Origin of the sequence: Desulfovibrio piger ATCC 29098 (assembly GCF_000156375.1) — a bacterium.
Lineage (GTDB): Bacteria > Desulfobacterota > Desulfovibrionia > Desulfovibrionales > Desulfovibrionaceae > Desulfovibrio > Desulfovibrio piger.
Genome location: NZ_DS996355.1, coordinates 138,045 through 152,965 on the forward strand (window position 1 = coordinate 138,045; position 14,921 = coordinate 152,965).

A 14,921-nucleotide genomic window follows, 5' to 3' on the forward strand; every position below is an offset into this window, starting at 1 on the left:
TGGTGTTTGCTGATGGTCACGCTAAGGGGGCAGGGGGCAATGCGGGTATGACGGCCGTGTCGTCCGGCAACGATCAGAATGATTCGCAAAAGAGAGTATAGCGCCGTTGGACGCGTTGTGGATACCGGGTAGAGCAAGCTAGGACTTCATCAGGACCGGTCGCTTTGCCTTTTCTCTTTTGGATCCCGTTCCGGCATCAGGCACCAGACGGCGATGCCCCCCAGGGCGAACATGGTCAGATCATGATGCGGGAAGGCAGCCAGCGCCAAAAGGAGCAGGATGGCCAGCAGGCATAACCGGCAGGCACCGCGCGTCACCATGCGCAGGAGCAGAAGAAAAGCCGCTATGCCCAGCAGTGGCGGCAGCCAGTCAAGCCCCGGAGGCAGGGGAGGAAGATGGAAGATATGGGAAAGGTGCATGGGCCACGATAGGAAAAAAGCAGGTTCTCGGCAATGGGGCCATTGTCAGAGGCAAAATCATGCTCATATATAAGGAGGCATGACTGCCGGAAAAATCGCCGGACCGTTTACAGGTTGTCCGGCTGGAAAATAGAGCGTCGAAGGACGCGCAGGAGATGCAATGAGCACACTCACCCCGCGTGAAATCGTGGCAGAACTGGATAAATTTGTGGTGGGACAGGAACAGGCCAAGCGTATGGTCGCTGTTGCTGTCCGTAACCGCTGGCGTCGTCAGCATCTTCCTGAGGAGCTGCGTGATGAGGTCGCGCCCAAGAACATCATCATGATGGGCCCCACCGGTGTGGGCAAAACGGAGATAGCCCGCCGTCTGGCCAAGCTGAGCGGCGCTCCCTTCATCAAGGTCGAGGCCACCAAGTTCACGGAAGTGGGCTATGTGGGCCGCGACGTGGAATCCATGGTGCGCGATCTTATGGAGATCGGCATCAATCTTGTACGGGAAGAAGAAAATGCCCGTGTCCGGGCCGCTGCCGAAGCTGCTGCCGAATCCCGTCTGCTGGATCTGTTGCTGCCCAATTCTTTTGGCGGCGACCGCAACGACACCCGCGAAAAGCTGCGCCAGCAGTTCCGCCTCGGCTTTATGGATGACCGCGAAGTGGAAGTCGAAGTGACCGAGCAGCCTGCTCAGGGCGTGGACATGTTCGCCATCCCCGGCATGGAACAGATGGGCAACCAGGTGCGGGACATGTTCAGCAAGGCCTTCCCGCCGCGCCGCAGCCGCCGCAAGATGAAGGTCCGCGAGGCCTATAATGTCCTGATCCAGGAGGAATCCGGCAAACTGGTGGATCAGGAGGCCCTGGTGGACAAGGCCCGCGAGCGCGTGGAGCAGATGGGCATCATCTTCATCGACGAGATCGACAAGATCGCCAGCTCTTCCCAGAACCGCACGTCCGATATCTCGCGCGAGGGCGTGCAGCGTGACCTGCTGCCCATCGTGGAAGGTTCGGCCGTCAATACCAAGTACGGCATGGTGCGCACGGATCATATCCTGTTCATCGCGGCCGGTGCTTTCCATTTCAGCAAGCCTTCCGACATGATCCCCGAACTGCAGGGGCGCTTCCCCCTGCGTGTGGAACTCAATGCCTTGGGCAAGGACGAGTTCCTGCGTATCCTGACGGAACCCCACAATGCCCTGACGCGGCAGTATGCCGCCCTGCTGGGGACCGAGCAGATCCGTCTGCAGTTCTCGGAAGACGGCATCGAAGAGATCGCCGCTTTTGCCGAAGAGATCAATGCCACCAGTGAGAACATCGGTGCCCGCCGCTTGTACACCATCATGGAAAAGATTCTGGCGGACATCTCCTTTGATGCGCCGGACATGCCCGGTGCGCAGATCGTGGTCAACCGGGCCTATGTGCAGGAGCATCTGCGTGATGTCCGGGAAGATCAGGATCTGAGCCAATATATCCTGTAAACAGATATGACCGCTGCCCTCCCGGAGGGCGGACAGGGAAGGGCCCGTCGTTGATGACGGGCCTTTTTTATTGGTGTTTTCGCAGTGTCTTCGTGGAAGGCATATCTTGAAAAGTATATAGAGAATATTATATACCCTCTAAAATTTGTCCGCGGATTTCATCTTTTGGAAAGGCTGCGCCCCATAGTCAGGCCATACGCGGGCACTTTTCGAGGGTATCATCATGAAAAGGATCGTGTGGTTGCTGTGGGCTTTGTTGCTGGTGTTGCCTGCACAGGGCAGGGCAGCGGGCAATATGCAACACGAAAGTTTTGCCAAAGCCAAGCGGCTTTTGGAGCAGGAAGTTTACTATGACCATCGACAGACGCTCTATTGCGGAGCTTTTTTCGATGCGCACAAGCAGGTCGAGCTGCTGCAGGGCTTTACGACCGATAAGCACCAGAAGCGTTCTGCGCGAGTGGAGTGGGAGCATGTCGTCCCTGCCGAGAATTTCGGCAGGGCATTTTCGGAATGGCGGGAAGGTCACGCCCTTTGTGTGGATCGCAAGGGCAAAACTTTCAGGGGACGGGCCTGCGCGGAAAAGGTCAATGCCGTGCGTTCCAACAAAAATTTCCAGATGCTGGGGCCGGGCGTCCCTTCTGCGTTTGGTTCCTGCCCCATGAAGGTCAGCGGCAACAAGGTGGAGCCGCCGGAACGGGCGCGCGGTCAGATCGCACGCTCAAGCCTCTATATGGCTGACAGTTATGCTGAGCATTACCGTCTGAGCCGTCAGCAACGGCAGCTCATGCAAGCCTGGGCGCGCCAATATCCTGTGGACGCCTGGGAGTGCCGTCGGGCAAGTCGCATAGAACGCTTGCAGGGCAACGAGAACAGGTTCGTCAAGGAGCCCTGCCTGTCTGCAGGCCTTTGGCCGGAGCAGGAGAGCGCATTTTTGCAAAAAGACAATGAAGGCATTTTTTGAAGAAATGCAGGCAACAGGACGTAAAAAACTTGACGAAGACACCTATCGCCTGTAATCTTTAAAAACTTTGTGGGCTTCTGGCCTGCGGCTACGCCGGGATGGTGGAATTGGTAAACGCAACGGACTCAAAATCCGTCGGTGGCAACACCTTGCGAGTTCGAGTCTCGCTCCCGGTACCATAAAGAAATGAATACCTTACATAAGGTGATAGCCCCTTGGAGCATGGCTGCTGTACCCAAAGTGGTTGCGGCAAGGGCCATGATTCAAGGGGCTATTTGTTATGCCGGGTATAACCTCTATGATTCCTTACGCAATTCCCAGGCTTTTTCCTCTTGTGGTTGCATGTTTTGTTGCTTGGTTGCGGCAACCAGAGGGCTTCCTGTTGTCACAAAGAATTACCTGTAAAAACTATGCCCGGAGCCTTCTCCGTTTCTCCAATTAGTGCAACCTAATCCCCAAGAAGGGTGGCTGCATGGCGCAAGTCAGAGGGAGAGAAGTGTGCGTAACGCGCTGTGGTCGTTATGCTCGTGTGCCCCATCCACTCTTTGATGATGGGCATGGACCCCCCCGCCTATGACAAGCGGGTGGCGCATGTTGGCGGAGCATATGGGGGACGAACTGTGGGTCATCGTCCATCCCCATGTGGTAGCGGAGGATGTTCCACGGACGACGCAACCAATCGTTGCTGCCCATGGGGAGCAGCCTTCCCGTTCCGCCACAGGCCCGCATCCTACGTTCGATGATGGGGCGTATCCGGCCCACGATGGGGACCGTGCGGGGATGGTGGTTCTTGGTCTTCCATGCCGTCAGGGTGCCCCGTTCGAGGTCGATGTCCCGGCATTCGAGACGCCACAGTTCCCCGCAGCGGAGCGTCTCGCGGGCAAGGAGGGCAGCCTCCAGCGTGGCGGCGGTCTTGATCCGGCGCTTGCCGCCTACGGTCACGTCCACGATGTAGCCGGAGCGGTGAGGACGGATGCCCCTGGGCAGGATGATAGTGTCTTTCTTCTTGGTTGCCATGTGTTTACATCCCCTCCGAGGTGTCGTCCCCGAAAAGGTGTCGGAACTATTTGTATTGGTATGCATGTTATATGCTCCTGTTTTTGGGTGTGTATAGTTTGATTTTTTGAAATAGAAAAGCCCGCCTAGGATTAGACCTAAGCGGGCTTTGTGTTTGGTGAGGTGTGGGATGGTTAGTATTTACTTTGTTAAGGCAGCATAGAGGCCTATAGCCGCAACCAATATACAAAGGATTGTCGTCAGTGCAAGCATGCTCATTTTTATTTCTCCTTAATTAAGGTCAAGCATAAGCTACTAGCTGCACAGAAAAGACCTAGCCAGAAAGACCATGAAGAACAACTGAACAAGTCATTGAAAATAGCACAATGGACATTTTCTCTAGCCAAGCGGCTGCCCAGTTTTTGATTCTTTCATTTGTATTGCTCATAGTTGGATACTTCAGTTTTTTCTGCTTCAAGTCAACTTTTCCGAAGTGTTCCCTATGGCACACGGCAGAGGCTCCAGATTGCTTTTCCGTGTGGGCGGCCCGGCGTGGCGAAGCATACCGGCGGATTGTGAAAGAGTTTTTAGATGTTTTTGTCTAAATAGAGGCAAAAGAAAAAGGACTTGCATCCCTGTGCTTCTTCCGCCCTCGCAAGTCCTTTTTAAGACGTTTTTGTCTAAAAAATTATTTTCTTGCAACACCACGATTTCCTTGTGGTTTTACGGATTTTTTGAGGATTTCAAGTAAGGTCTTTTCCTCTATTAACCATGTATTGCCTAGTTTGTGGGCAGGTATCGTGCCGTTGATACAGCCTTGCCGTACTGAAGACTGCCCAGCGTATCCCAGGCACTCCGCTGCCTCGGCAATCGTATAATATACACCGTTCAATTCTACAGGCATTTTGCCATTCCTATTCTATTGATATTTTGTTTTCCTACCATTCAGAGAAGTGTATATTGCCCGCCTTTTTACATCTTCTCGCATGGCATCATTATAGCCAACACTGGACCATTCACCACCATCATAGTTAATTATAATTGCAGTAGATTCTTTTTCGTATTTTTTACATAAATAAATAGCATTATCAGCGAGTGTTTCTATATCTGTTTTAAAATCATCTGTATTTGCTATGATTTTGACAACACAATTGTAATATTTTTCTGTTATTTTATTAAGTTCTTGTCTTTCGTTATCCGGCATCGTTGACAGATTAGGCTTGAAGCAAGCCAAAAACAGTGTGCAGGATAAAAAACAAAATAATAAAATGCACTTTTTCATTTTCCGTTGTCTCCGTATTGTTTGTCTTATTTTTGTGAATAGATATATCTAAAATTAGAAGCGGTTTCCACAAGCTGTAAAGAATCCTGACGCCTTCTGCTTTCAGGCCAGGGCGGCAGGCCAAAACCGGAAAAAGGATTTATAATCCATCGCAACGCAAGGAATAGCAACGGTTTTCCTTTGGTTGCGGCCTTGGTTACATATATAGAGGTTTGGGCAGGGCAGGCCATCCTTTCCAATAGGTTTTGGACAGGATTCACTGGCCTTGGGCCGATGGGGGGAGCCAGGCTCTCTATACATCGTGTAGGGCTTTCAAATTTTTCTGCCAAAAACATCCCGGTGCCACCTACGATTCCCACAGCCCCACCCTAGGAACCTCTCGATCCCGTGGTCCAGCCAGCTCCAGAGACACCTCCGAGCCCCTTCAGTTCTCCTTCCGTCCCTCTTTCGCAACCTTCAGCCTGACTTTCCACACGGCTTCAGCTTTTCTGTCTATCAGAAAAGGAAGATATTTTATCTTGGATAACTATAGAATGTCAATGGGATAGGGATGTTACTACAGTTTACTAGAGGTATTCTTATTTGAAGATGCTCTATCACAATCATAAAAGAAAATCTTATTAGAACCTTTAACCAAGAAGAGCTAAGGGAAAGTTTAGGGAAAGGATAGGGGATTCTTTAGGGAGGGGCTTTTCTCCTCTTATGCCGAATCAAGATGGCAAGAGAGGAGCCATGTACCTAGGGAGACCCTTATGCTTCGCAATTTCACGGGGTGAAAATTGCTCCTCCCCTATCCGACTTGCTGCTGAAGGGCCTGGCATAGCTCACTGGTTCCCCTGTCGGCCAGTTGTAGCGTTGCGGGACCTTATCAGGGGGGAAGAGCGTGACACTTAAGGCCTGGGCCGTGAAGCCGTCGGAATAAGTTTGCGGCACTATTGGCAGCAGAAAAGCAAAAATCAAGCGGGATTTCTCCCGCCTTTTACCGACAGGAAAAAGGCCCTCGCTCTGCTGGAGCGAGGGCCTTCGTGTCGCATAAAGCCGAGAACAGCGCGGTGGCTAGAAGTCCGTGGGGAAGAGCTTGCTGTCGACGGGCTTGAGGTTGTCCTTCAGCATCTTTTTGCCGGCATCAAGGGAAGCGCCCATGATGGTGATGACACTGCCGAGCTTGCCGTTGGCGCTGAAGTAGCTGATGCCCTTGACCTGCTCCTTGGAAAATTCTCCCATGTAGGAATCGCCGGAAGCCACAGGTTCAGAGACCGTGAAACCGGCAGCCTTCATATTGGTAAGGGTCTGGGTCGCAAGATCTTTGGCGGAAAGGGGGACAGGGGTGACGGCCACAGTAACAACGGTCTGTTCAGCGGCGTTCTGGAGGATGGCCATGGTAGCGCCCTGGGCAGACTGGACAGGCTGGGGTTGGGTCCAGCCGGAGGGCAGGTTCAGCGTAAAGTAATCGGTCTTCACTTCAGCAGCCAGCGCCACGGATGCGCAAAGAAGGATGCCCAGAAGGCAGGTTGCCGTAAACGTCAGGACTTTCTGCATATGATCCTCCTAAAAGTTTGAAAAAGGCTAAACGTTTCTTGGTGGATAGGCAAGAGGAGCGGATAGCTGCCGTTGGAAAGGGCGTGCAGCATACCATACAGATGGATGTGGCTGGCGCTGTGAAAGGGGCCTTCCTGACGGGATCCTTTGGATGCCTATGTTCATGGTCTTGTGGGGACTTTACAGAAAAGACATAAGCCCTCTTCCTTTTTGTCTTATGGCACGGTGAGAGATGTATCCGTAAGGGCAACGGAGCATCCCTCATAGTTTTGAGGAAAGACAGCGGATCCACACCCAGACGAGCTGTATATATTTAACTATACATCTCAACGAGTTGAAGCAGATAGATGAAATTGGCCGGATCAGAGGGCAAGGTTGGCCGTACGGCTTTGTCCCGTTTTGAACAACATCGTTTATTTGTCGTATCCCCTTGCGAACTTTCTGTTTCGGTGCTACGGTTTTATAAAATATTTTTTGTGGGGCACCTTGTTTCAGGAACGCTTCACAGAAAAAACGTGCCGGAGCTCGCAGCCGCCAGGCAAGCACTCCCTCCGGCATGTTCCTTGTTTCATCCTGACCCAGGAGAGGAAGCCTATGAGCTACACACGAAGGGGATTCCTGAAACTGGCAGGCGTGAGTGCCCTCTGTCTCTCGCTCAGCCAGTTCGGTTTCAACCTCGGCGAGGCCCAGGCCTATGCCGGGAGTCTCAAGATAGAAGGCGCGAAGGAAGTCATCACGATCTGTCCGTTCTGCGCTGTCTGCTGTCAGGTCATCGCTTATGTGCGTGACGGTAAGCTCGTCAGTACGGAAGGCGATCCCGACTTCCCCGTAAACGAAGGTGCCTTGTGTGCCAAGGGCGCTGCCCTGTTCTCCATGTACACGAACCCGCACCGCCTCACCAAGCCTTTGTACCGGGCGCCCTACAGTGAAAAGTGGGAAGAAAAGGACTGGGGATGGATGCTGGAAAAGATCGCCCGTCGCGTGAAGGATACGCGTGACAAGGATCTTATCCTCAAAAACAGCAAGGGCCAGACGGTCAACCGTCTGGAAAGCATTTTCATGATGGGCACCTCGCACGCCTCCAACGAGGAATGCGCGGTCATCCATCAAGCCATGCGCGGCCTGGGAGTTGTCCAAATGGACCACCAGGCCCGGGTCTGACACAGCCCCACTGTTGCGGCTCTGGCAGAGTCGTTCGGACGCGGTGCTATGACCAACCACTGGATCGACATCAAGAATGCCGACGTGGTTCTTATTATCGGCAGCAATGCCGCTGAACATCATCCTGTTTCGTTCAAATGGATCATGCGGGCCAAGGACAACGGCGCGGCGCTTATCCACGTCGACCCCAAGTTCTCCCGTACGTCCGCCCGTTGCGATTATCACGTGCCGCTGCGCTCCGGTACGGATATCGCGTTCCTGGGCGGTATGGTCAACTATATCCTGGAATCGAACAGCTATTTCCACGATTACGTCGTCAACTATACCAACGCCTCGTTCATCGTCGGCAAGGGCTATGACTTCAAGGACGGCCTTTTCAGCGGCTATGACGCCAAGGCGCGCAAGTATGACCAGAGCAAGTGGGGCTTTGAAAAGGGCCCGGACGGCGCTCCGCTGCGTGACGCCACGCTGAAGCACGAACGCTGCGTCTTCAACCTGATGAAGAAGCACTATTCGCGTTACACCCTGAGGAACGTCTCCGACATCACGGGTGTTTCCGAAGAGAACCTGCTCAAGGTCTACAAGCAGTTCTGTGCCACCGGCAAACCCGACAAGGCCGGCACCATCCTGTATGCCCTGGGCTGGACCCAGCATACCGTGGGCGTGCAGAACATCCGCTGCTCCACGCTGGTGCAGCTGCTGCTGGGCAACATCGGTGTGGCCGGCGGCGGCATCAACGCCCTGCGTGGCGAGCCCAACGTGCAGGGCTCCACGGACCACGCTCTGCTGTACCATGTGCTGCCCGGTTATATCGGCCTGCCGCTGGCTCCCTGGCAGACCCTGGCCCAGTTCAACAAGGCCAATACCCCGGTCACCAAGATCCCCAACAGTGCCAACTGGTGGGGCAACCGGCCCAAGTACTTCGCCAGCCTGCTCAAGGGCTGGTACGGTGAAGAGGCCAAGCCGGAAAACGATTTCTGCTACGGCCTGCTGCCCAAGGGCGAGCCCGGAGCGGACTATTCGTACATGTATGTCATGGACAAGATGTACCAGGGCAAGATCAAGGGTGGTTTTGTCTTCGGCGTCAACCCCATGAACAGTTTCCCCAACACCAACAAGATGCGCAAGGCTCTGGACAATCTGGACTGGATGGTCTGCGCCGAGCTGCACAATTCCGAAACCACGGACAACTGGCACCGTCCCGGCGTCGATCCCAAGAAGATGAAGACCGAAGTCTTCCTGCTGCCGTCGGCGCACCGTGTGGAAAAGGCCGGTACCATCAGCAACAGCGGCCGCTGGCTGCTGTGGTTCGACAAGGCCGTGGAACCCGCCGGCGAAGCCCGCAACTTCGCCGACATGTTCGTGCCGCTGATCAACAAGCTGCGCGAGCTGTACAAGGCCGAGGGCGGCAAGCTGCCCGAAGCCCTGCTGAAGATGAACTGGCCCGAAAAGTACGACCCCGAAGAATGGACCCGCCGCATCAACGGCTTCTTCTGGGCCGATACCAAGATCGGCAACCGTCTGTACAAGAAGGGCGATCTGGTCCCGGCATTCGGCAATCTGCAGGCCGACGGCACCACCTCGTCCCTCAACTGGCTGTACACCGGCAGCTATACGGAGGATGAAGGCAACAAGTCCAAGCGGCGCGACCCGACCCAGACGCCCATGCAGGCCGCCATCGGCCTGTATCCCAACTGGTCGTGGTGCTGGCCGGTCAACCGGCGCATCCTGTACAACCGCGCTTCCGTGGACCTCAACGGCAAGCCCTACAATCCCAAGAAGGCCGTCATCGAATGGGACGGCAAGAAGTGGGTGGGCGACGTGCCGGACGGCCCCTGGGCCCCGCAGGCCGATACCAAGAACGGCAAGCTGGCCTACATCATGACGACGGACGGTTACGCCCAGCTGTACGGCCCCGGCCGTCTGGACGGCCCGTTCCCCGAGCATTACGAGCCGGCAGAAACGCCCGTGGCGCAGCATCCCTTCTCCAAGCAGCTGAGCAGCCCGGTCTACAAGTTCCATACCAGTGATATGGACAAACTGGCCAAGGCGGCCGATCCCAAGTATCCCATCGTGCTGACGACCTACAGCATGACGGAACACTGGTGTGGCGGCGGTGAGACCCGCAACGTGCCCAATCTGCTTGAAGCCGAGCCCCAGCTCTATGTGGAGATGAGCCCCGAGCTGGCCAAGGAAAAGGGCATCGCCAACGGTGACGGCGTGATCGTGGAAAGCGCCCGCGGCAAGGTGGAAGCTATTGCCATGGTGACGGTCCGCATCCGTCCGTTCAAGGTCATGGGCAAGACAGTCCATCTGATCGGTATGCCCTTTGCTTATGGCTGGACGACGCCGAAATGCGGCGACTCCACCAACCGTCTGACCATTGTGGCCTGTGACCCCAACACGACCATCCCCGAAGCGAAGGCCTGTTGTGTGAACATCCGCAAGGCGGACAAGTTGACGGAAATTGCTTAACCAGCACCGGGCGTGCCCTTCGGGGCACGCCCCCCAAGGAGCAAAGATATGCCGAAAGCATTTTTAGTCGATACCACACGCTGCACGGCATGCCGCGGCTGTCAGCTTGCCTGCAAGGAATGGCACGATCTGCCCGCCAACGAGACCAAGCAGCGGGGGAGCCATCAGAATCCGCCGGATCTGAACCCCAACAACTACAAGATCGTTCGTTTCCACGAGCATCTGGACAAGCAGGGCAACGTGGTCTGGAACTTCTTCCCGGACCAGTGCCGCCACTGCGTCACGCCCATCTGTGTGGACGTGGCCGACATGGCCGTGCCCGGCGCCGTGATCAAGGATCCCAAGACCGGTGCCGTGCTGGTGACCGACAAGATCCAGAAGCTCAGCGAGCAGGACATGGCAGACGTCATCCATGCCTGTCCGTACAATATCCCCAGGTATGACAAGGTCAAAAAGACCCTTGCCAAGTGCGACATGTGTTCCGACCGCGTCGCTGCCGGGATGCTGCCCGCCTGCGTCAAGACCTGCCCCACCGGGGCCATGGCCTTTGGTGAACGGGATGAGATCCTGGCCCTTGCCAAAAAGCGGCTGGAGGTCGTCAAAAAGACTCATCCCAAGGCATTCCTGGCAGATCCTGACGAAGTCAGCGTGATCTACCTGCTTGCGGAGGAAGCCGAGTTTTATCACGAATACGCGACCTTCGGCTAAATGTCGTTGCCTTCTCCCTGTTCCCACCCTCTCTCCGAAGCCCGCAGGCTTCGTTAGCCGGAGTATCCATGGCCGCATCCTGTCAAAGCGTGGAAGAAACCGTCAGCGGTATCCTTGCCCGCCGTCCTGTCCTGTCCCCTGTCCTGCAAGCCTTTGCCCCGCTGCTGGCTGCCCGGGCCGCGCTGCCCGAACAGCTCAAGCCTTTGCTGCAAGCCGCCGGTATCCGTCTGCCCGAGATGCAGCGTGAACGGGCCGCGCAGGGGTATCCGTTGCTGGCGGAGATGTCGCTTGCCGGTATCGGGACAGCTCTCAGGGCTGCGGCCGAGACCCTGATCCCGCTGCTTGCGGCCCAGGAGGTCATCAAGCCGCATGAGGCGAAGCTGCGGGCCTTCTTCGTGGATGCTGCGCAGGGGCCTGAGGCTCCGGTGGCCCTGGCGGAAGCCGTGCTCAACGAGACGGCCGAGAGTGCCGAAAACGTGGGAAAGATAGCGGAGCATCTGGATATGCCTGTGCAGGTGCTGCTGTTCGCGTTCAGCTTCATGCTGGGGCCCGTCTTGCGGGCCCTGGTGGAGCTGTCGCCGCATGGGAATGGGAAGGAGGCTCCCTGGAACGTGGAAGGTGCCTGGCGGCAGGGCTATTGCCCCGTCTGCGGATCCGGGCCTTCCATAGCGTATCTGGACCGGCCTGTTTTTGATGAGAAAAACGCGTTCCTGGCGGGCGGTGGCGGCAAAAAACACCTCCACTGTTCGCTGTGCGGCACGGACTGGACCTTCCGCCGCGGGGCTTGTCCCTTCTGCGGCGAAGAAGGGGCAGGCGTCATGGAGATCCTGAAAGAGGCGGGGAATGCCCTGGGCGAGCGCCTGGACTGGTGCACCCGCTGCAAGACCTACTGCCCGGCGGTGGACCTGCGCGAGCGTGATACGACGCCCGATCTGGACGCCCTGGCGCTGGGAATGCTCCATATGGATATGGTCGCGGCCAAAAAAGGCTTGCAGCCCATCCATCCCGCTTTCTGGAACACGTTTTAGCACGACTGCCGTGGCTGCCTTGCGGCCAGCGGTCAATACGAGGTAACGCATGAAACGAGCGCTCATTGCGATATGTATGCTGTCGTTGATCGGCGGCGCGGCCACCTGGGCCGTGGCCGGCGACGCCAAGGCTCCGGACAAGCCCATCGAGCTCAAGAGCTCGGAGCATAAAAAGATGTGGGTAAAGTTCGATCACGCTACCCATGAGAGCGTGGAGTGCGACGTCTGCCATCACGCGGCACCTTCTGATGCCAAGGATGCCTATGTGTCCTGTGGTGCGAGCGAAGAATGCCATTCCCTGAAGGGGACGCGGGAACGTGATCCCCAGAGCCTGTTCTGGGCGTATCATACCAAGAATTCCGAGCGTTCCTGCTATGGCTGCCATACGGCCATGGTGGGGCCGGGCTGCCGCCCGTGTCACATGCCTCCCCAGGGTGGCGGGGCCGAAGGAAAGTAAGCTACAGTCTGTCTGCTGCCCCGCAGGGAGAGATCCTGCGGGGCAGTTTTTTCTGGATCCCGGACAGCCGCCGGAAACGGGGGAGTACGTATTCCTTGCCGGACAGGTTCCCCGGCCCATGCAGTTTACAGGGCTGCAACAAGCGGGTATCTTTATAGGATAGGTCTTTCGGCAGGGCAGGCAGCCTGTCCGGCGTTCTTCCATGCCATAGGCTTTCGTGTGCCGGTTTTTCCAAAAGGCCGGCGAGGAGGCCCGCCAATGGTCGGGCAATATGCGGGAGAGCCGCAGGATTTTCAATGGAGACATGCATGCGGATCGGAAAGTGGGATCACGATGCCTTTGTGGCCGTGGTAAAGGATTTTCATGGCCATGTGGCCCCCGGGGTCATCATCGGCGGATATATGGTGGAAATGGCACGGCGTACCCTGCCGGGAGGCATCCTGTACGACGCCGTTTCGGAAACGGTCCAGTGTCTCCCGGATGCCATCCAGCTGCTGACCCCCTGCACGGTGGGCAACGGCTGGTTGAAGGTCTATCATTTTGGTATCTATGCTCTTTCCCTGTATGACAAATATACGGGGGAAGGGACGCGCGTCCGCCTCAATGTGGAGGCGCTGGATGCCTACCCGCATGTGCGGGCCTGGTTCCTTAAGGAAAAGCCCAAGCGTGAGCAGGAGCCGGAATTGCTGCGTGAAGAGATCCGCACGGCCGGCATGGACCTGCTCCAGGCCGCCCCTGTACGCATCCATCCCGACTTTTTGGTGAAGAAGGGTAAAGGCATGGTGCGCCGCTGTCCCCGCTGTGGGGAATGGTATCCGGCTGTGCTTGGCGATGTGTGCCGTCCCTGCCAGGGGGATGGTCCCTACCTTGCCGGAAAGGAATAGTCCCTGTCGTCCCGGGCCCACGGAAAGCATACTGCCGTGGGCCTTTGTTTTTCAGGAGAGACCGTGATGGAACTGGAAGCCCGCAAAGCCGTATTGTATTCAATCTTCGATGCCGGGGTGCGGGCTGTGGCCCCCGATGCGGCCCTGATGCGCCATGTCCGTCTGGAAGGCGATGCCCTGCTTGTGGACGGGAATCGCTGGCCATTGCCGCGCCGGGGACGTTTGCTGGTATTGGGGGCCGGGAAAGGGGTCGCCCCCATGGGCGCTGCCGTGGAACTTGCGGGCGACCTCACGCAGCTGTTCCGGCGGGGTCGCCCCCATGGGCGCTGCCGTGGAAGAGCTGCTGGGGGACCGTATCGATAGCGGGATGCTGGTGGTCAAATACGGTCACGGCCTGCCGTTGCAACAGATCACCCAGGTGGAGGCCGCCCATCCCGTCCCCGATGCGGCAGGGGCGACGGCCACGCAGGCACTGCTGGATATGGCTGCCGGGACCACGGCAGATGATCTGGTCCTGTGCCTGCTCACAGGCGGGGCCAGCGCTTTGACGCCAGCCCCGGTGTCCGGGGTCACGCTGGAAGACATGCAGCAGGTGACGGAGCTGCTGCTGCGCAGCGGCGCGACCATCACGGAACTCAACGCCGTCAGGAAACATCTGTCCCGCTTCAGCGGTGGCCAGCTGGCCCGGACGGCCGCTCCGGCCGGTGTGGTGAGCGTCATCGTTTCCGACGTGGTCGGGGACGCCCTGGATGTCATCGCCTCGGGTCCCACAGCACCGGATGCGTCGACGTTTGCAGACTGCATGGACATCTTCGCCCGTTATGAACTGGCATCGTCCATGCCGCCCGCTGTTCTGGATCATCTTCAAAAAGGCTATCTGCGCCAGGACGCCGAGACCCCCAAGCCCGGGGACGCCCTGTTCCGGCATGTGCAGAATGCCCTGGTCGCCACCAATCGGCAGGCCTTGGATGCGGCGGCGGAGCAGGCCCGGCAGCAGGGTTTCCGTCCTGTCATCCTGACGGACAAGATGGTGGGGGAAGCCCGGGAACAGGCGGCCCTGCTGGTGGCACAGGCCCGGCAGATGGCGGCTGAACTGCCGGCGGACGCCCAGCCTGTCTGCCTGCTGGCCGGAGGTGAGACGACGGTGACGCTCCGTGGCAGGGGCAGGGGAGGGCGCAATCAGGAAATGGCGCTGGCGGCCAGCCTGGCCTTGCAGGACTGCCCGCATGTCTGCGCCCTGTTTGCCGGCACGGACGGCACCGATGGTCCCACGGACGCTGCCGGTGGATGCGCCTGGGCCGGGAATCTGGCGGTGACGGGAATGGAACAGGCACGCCATGCCCTGGAAAATAACGATAGCTATCCGATACTGCACCAGTGTGGCGCGCTGCTGCGCACCGGTCCCACACGGACGAACGTGATGGACCTGGCCGTGTTGCTGGTCTGGCCGGAAAAGAGACAGTAAAAGTTTTTATTTTATGGTCATAGCTTGACAATGACAGGTTTAAATAGTAATGTTTATTAAATACTTGGAGTTTGC

General features: G+C 57.1%; 14 protein-coding genes and 1 tRNA gene. 10 read left to right on the top strand and 5 right to left on the bottom strand.

Translation table 11 applies throughout. The features are described from left to right. Positions 1–149: 149 nt before the first annotated feature. Positions 150–419 carry a hypothetical protein gene (locus DESPIG_RS03940; RefSeq protein WP_006005279.1) on the bottom strand — a complete coding sequence of 90 codons (270 nt, stop codon included), beginning with the start codon at positions 417–419 and terminating at the stop codon, positions 150–152. Positions 420–579: 160 nt separating this feature from the next. On the opposite strand from DESPIG_RS03940, the gene hslU reads away from it, so the two are divergent. The 3 genes from hslU to DESPIG_RS03955 all read left to right on the top strand — a co-directional run bounded on the left by hslU (position 580) and on the right by DESPIG_RS03955 (position 3,030). Beyond that, positions 580–1,890, top strand: a complete 1,311-nt coding sequence (gene hslU / locus DESPIG_RS03945; protein ID WP_006005280.1) for an ATP-dependent protease ATPase subunit HslU — start codon at positions 580–582, stop codon at positions 1,888–1,890. Between the two features lie 223 nt (positions 1,891–2,113). After that, entirely contained in the window at positions 2,114–2,851 is a 738-nt protein-coding gene (locus tag DESPIG_RS03950; RefSeq protein WP_006005282.1) for an endonuclease I family protein, read from the top strand. A gap of 92 nt (positions 2,852–2,943) precedes the next feature. Next, positions 2,944–3,030 (top strand) — tRNA-Leu (locus tag DESPIG_RS03955). Between the two features lie 340 nt (positions 3,031–3,370). Here DESPIG_RS03955 and DESPIG_RS03960 read toward each other — a convergent pair. From DESPIG_RS03960 to DESPIG_RS03965, 4 genes are all read right to left on the bottom strand, one after another. Next, positions 3,371–3,868 carry a tyrosine-type recombinase/integrase gene (locus DESPIG_RS03960; RefSeq protein ID WP_006005284.1) on the bottom strand — a complete coding sequence of 166 codons (498 nt, stop codon included), beginning with the start codon at positions 3,866–3,868 and terminating at the stop codon, positions 3,371–3,373. 667 nt (positions 3,869–4,535) lie between these two features. Further along, positions 4,536–4,751: a helix-turn-helix domain-containing protein gene (locus tag DESPIG_RS13135; RefSeq protein ID WP_081446814.1), complete on the bottom strand. Its 216-nt coding sequence runs from the start codon at positions 4,749–4,751 to the stop codon at positions 4,536–4,538. A 15-nt stretch (positions 4,752–4,766) separates the two neighbouring features. Continuing rightward, positions 4,767–5,051 carry a hypothetical protein gene (locus DESPIG_RS13600; RefSeq protein ID WP_147589065.1) on the bottom strand — a complete coding sequence of 95 codons (285 nt, stop codon included), beginning with the start codon at positions 5,049–5,051 and terminating at the stop codon, positions 4,767–4,769. Positions 5,052–6,185: 1,134 nt separating this feature from the next. Further along, positions 6,186–6,668, bottom strand: coding sequence for a hypothetical protein (locus tag DESPIG_RS03965; RefSeq protein ID WP_006005296.1), 483 nt, complete (start codon positions 6,666–6,668; stop codon positions 6,186–6,188). A gap of 594 nt (positions 6,669–7,262) precedes the next feature. Here DESPIG_RS03965 and fdnG point away from each other — a divergent pair. From fdnG to DESPIG_RS04000, 7 genes are all read left to right on the top strand, one after another. Continuing rightward, the gene (fdnG, locus tag DESPIG_RS03975; RefSeq protein WP_147589066.1) at positions 7,263–10,304 is read left to right on the top strand and encodes a formate dehydrogenase-N subunit alpha; all 3,042 of its coding nucleotides are present in this window, start codon (positions 7,263–7,265) and stop codon (positions 10,302–10,304) included. 48 nt (positions 10,305–10,352) lie between these two features. After that, the gene (locus tag DESPIG_RS03980) at positions 10,353–11,012 is read left to right on the top strand and encodes a 4Fe-4S dicluster domain-containing protein (RefSeq protein ID WP_006005302.1); all 660 of its coding nucleotides are present in this window, start codon (positions 10,353–10,355) and stop codon (positions 11,010–11,012) included. 68 nt (positions 11,013–11,080) lie between these two features. Then, entirely contained in the window at positions 11,081–12,040 is a 960-nt protein-coding gene (locus DESPIG_RS03985) for a formate dehydrogenase accessory protein FdhE (protein ID WP_006005304.1), read from the top strand. A 76-nt stretch (positions 12,041–12,116) separates the two neighbouring features. Next, entirely contained in the window at positions 12,117–12,497 is a 381-nt protein-coding gene (locus tag DESPIG_RS03990; RefSeq protein WP_050760260.1) for a cytochrome c3 family protein, read from the top strand. Positions 12,498–12,805: 308 nt separating this feature from the next. Further along, on the top strand, positions 12,806–13,381 hold the full coding sequence (locus DESPIG_RS03995; RefSeq protein WP_040369249.1) for an FmdE family protein: 576 nt from the start codon (positions 12,806–12,808) through the stop codon (positions 13,379–13,381). A 66-nt stretch (positions 13,382–13,447) separates the two neighbouring features. Next, entirely contained in the window at positions 13,448–13,744 is a 297-nt protein-coding gene (locus tag DESPIG_RS14490) for a DUF4147 domain-containing protein (protein WP_306345853.1), read from the top strand. Then, positions 13,701–14,846 carry a glycerate kinase type-2 family protein gene (locus tag DESPIG_RS04000; RefSeq protein WP_006005313.1) on the top strand — a complete coding sequence of 382 codons (1,146 nt, stop codon included), beginning with the start codon at positions 13,701–13,703 and terminating at the stop codon, positions 14,844–14,846. The genes DESPIG_RS14490 and DESPIG_RS04000 overlap by 44 nt, the downstream gene beginning before the upstream one ends. Positions 14,847–14,921 lie beyond the last annotated feature (75 nt).

Bases quoted from the DNA above. Each gene is read 5' to 3' on its own strand.
- DESPIG_RS03940 (WP_006005279.1), bottom strand. From the start codon at position 419: ATGCACCTTTCCCATATCTTCCATCTTCCTCCCCTGCCTCCGGGGCTT.
- hslU (WP_006005280.1), top strand. From the start codon at position 580: ATGAGCACACTCACCCCGCGTGAAATCGTGGCAGAACTGGATAAATTT.
- DESPIG_RS03950 (WP_006005282.1), top strand. From the start codon at position 2,114: ATGAAAAGGATCGTGTGGTTGCTGTGGGCTTTGTTGCTGGTGTTGCCT.
- DESPIG_RS03960 (WP_006005284.1), bottom strand. From the start codon at position 3,868: ATGGCAACCAAGAAGAAAGACACTATCATCCTGCCCAGGGGCATCCGT.
- DESPIG_RS13135 (WP_081446814.1), bottom strand. From the start codon at position 4,751: ATGCCTGTAGAATTGAACGGTGTATATTATACGATTGCCGAGGCAGCG.
- DESPIG_RS13600 (WP_147589065.1), bottom strand. From the start codon at position 5,051: ATGCCGGATAACGAAAGACAAGAACTTAATAAAATAACAGAAAAATAT.
- DESPIG_RS03965 (WP_006005296.1), bottom strand. From the start codon at position 6,668: ATGCAGAAAGTCCTGACGTTTACGGCAACCTGCCTTCTGGGCATCCTT.
- DESPIG_RS03980 (WP_006005302.1), top strand. From the start codon at position 10,353: ATGCCGAAAGCATTTTTAGTCGATACCACACGCTGCACGGCATGCCGC.
- DESPIG_RS03985 (WP_006005304.1), top strand. From the start codon at position 11,081: ATGGCCGCATCCTGTCAAAGCGTGGAAGAAACCGTCAGCGGTATCCTT.
- DESPIG_RS03990 (WP_050760260.1), top strand. From the start codon at position 12,117: ATGCTGTCGTTGATCGGCGGCGCGGCCACCTGGGCCGTGGCCGGCGAC.
- DESPIG_RS03995 (WP_040369249.1), top strand. From the start codon at position 12,806: ATGCGGATCGGAAAGTGGGATCACGATGCCTTTGTGGCCGTGGTAAAG.
- DESPIG_RS14490 (WP_306345853.1), top strand. From the start codon at position 13,448: ATGGAACTGGAAGCCCGCAAAGCCGTATTGTATTCAATCTTCGATGCC.
- DESPIG_RS04000 (WP_006005313.1), top strand. From the start codon at position 13,701: ATGGGCGCTGCCGTGGAAGAGCTGCTGGGGGACCGTATCGATAGCGGG.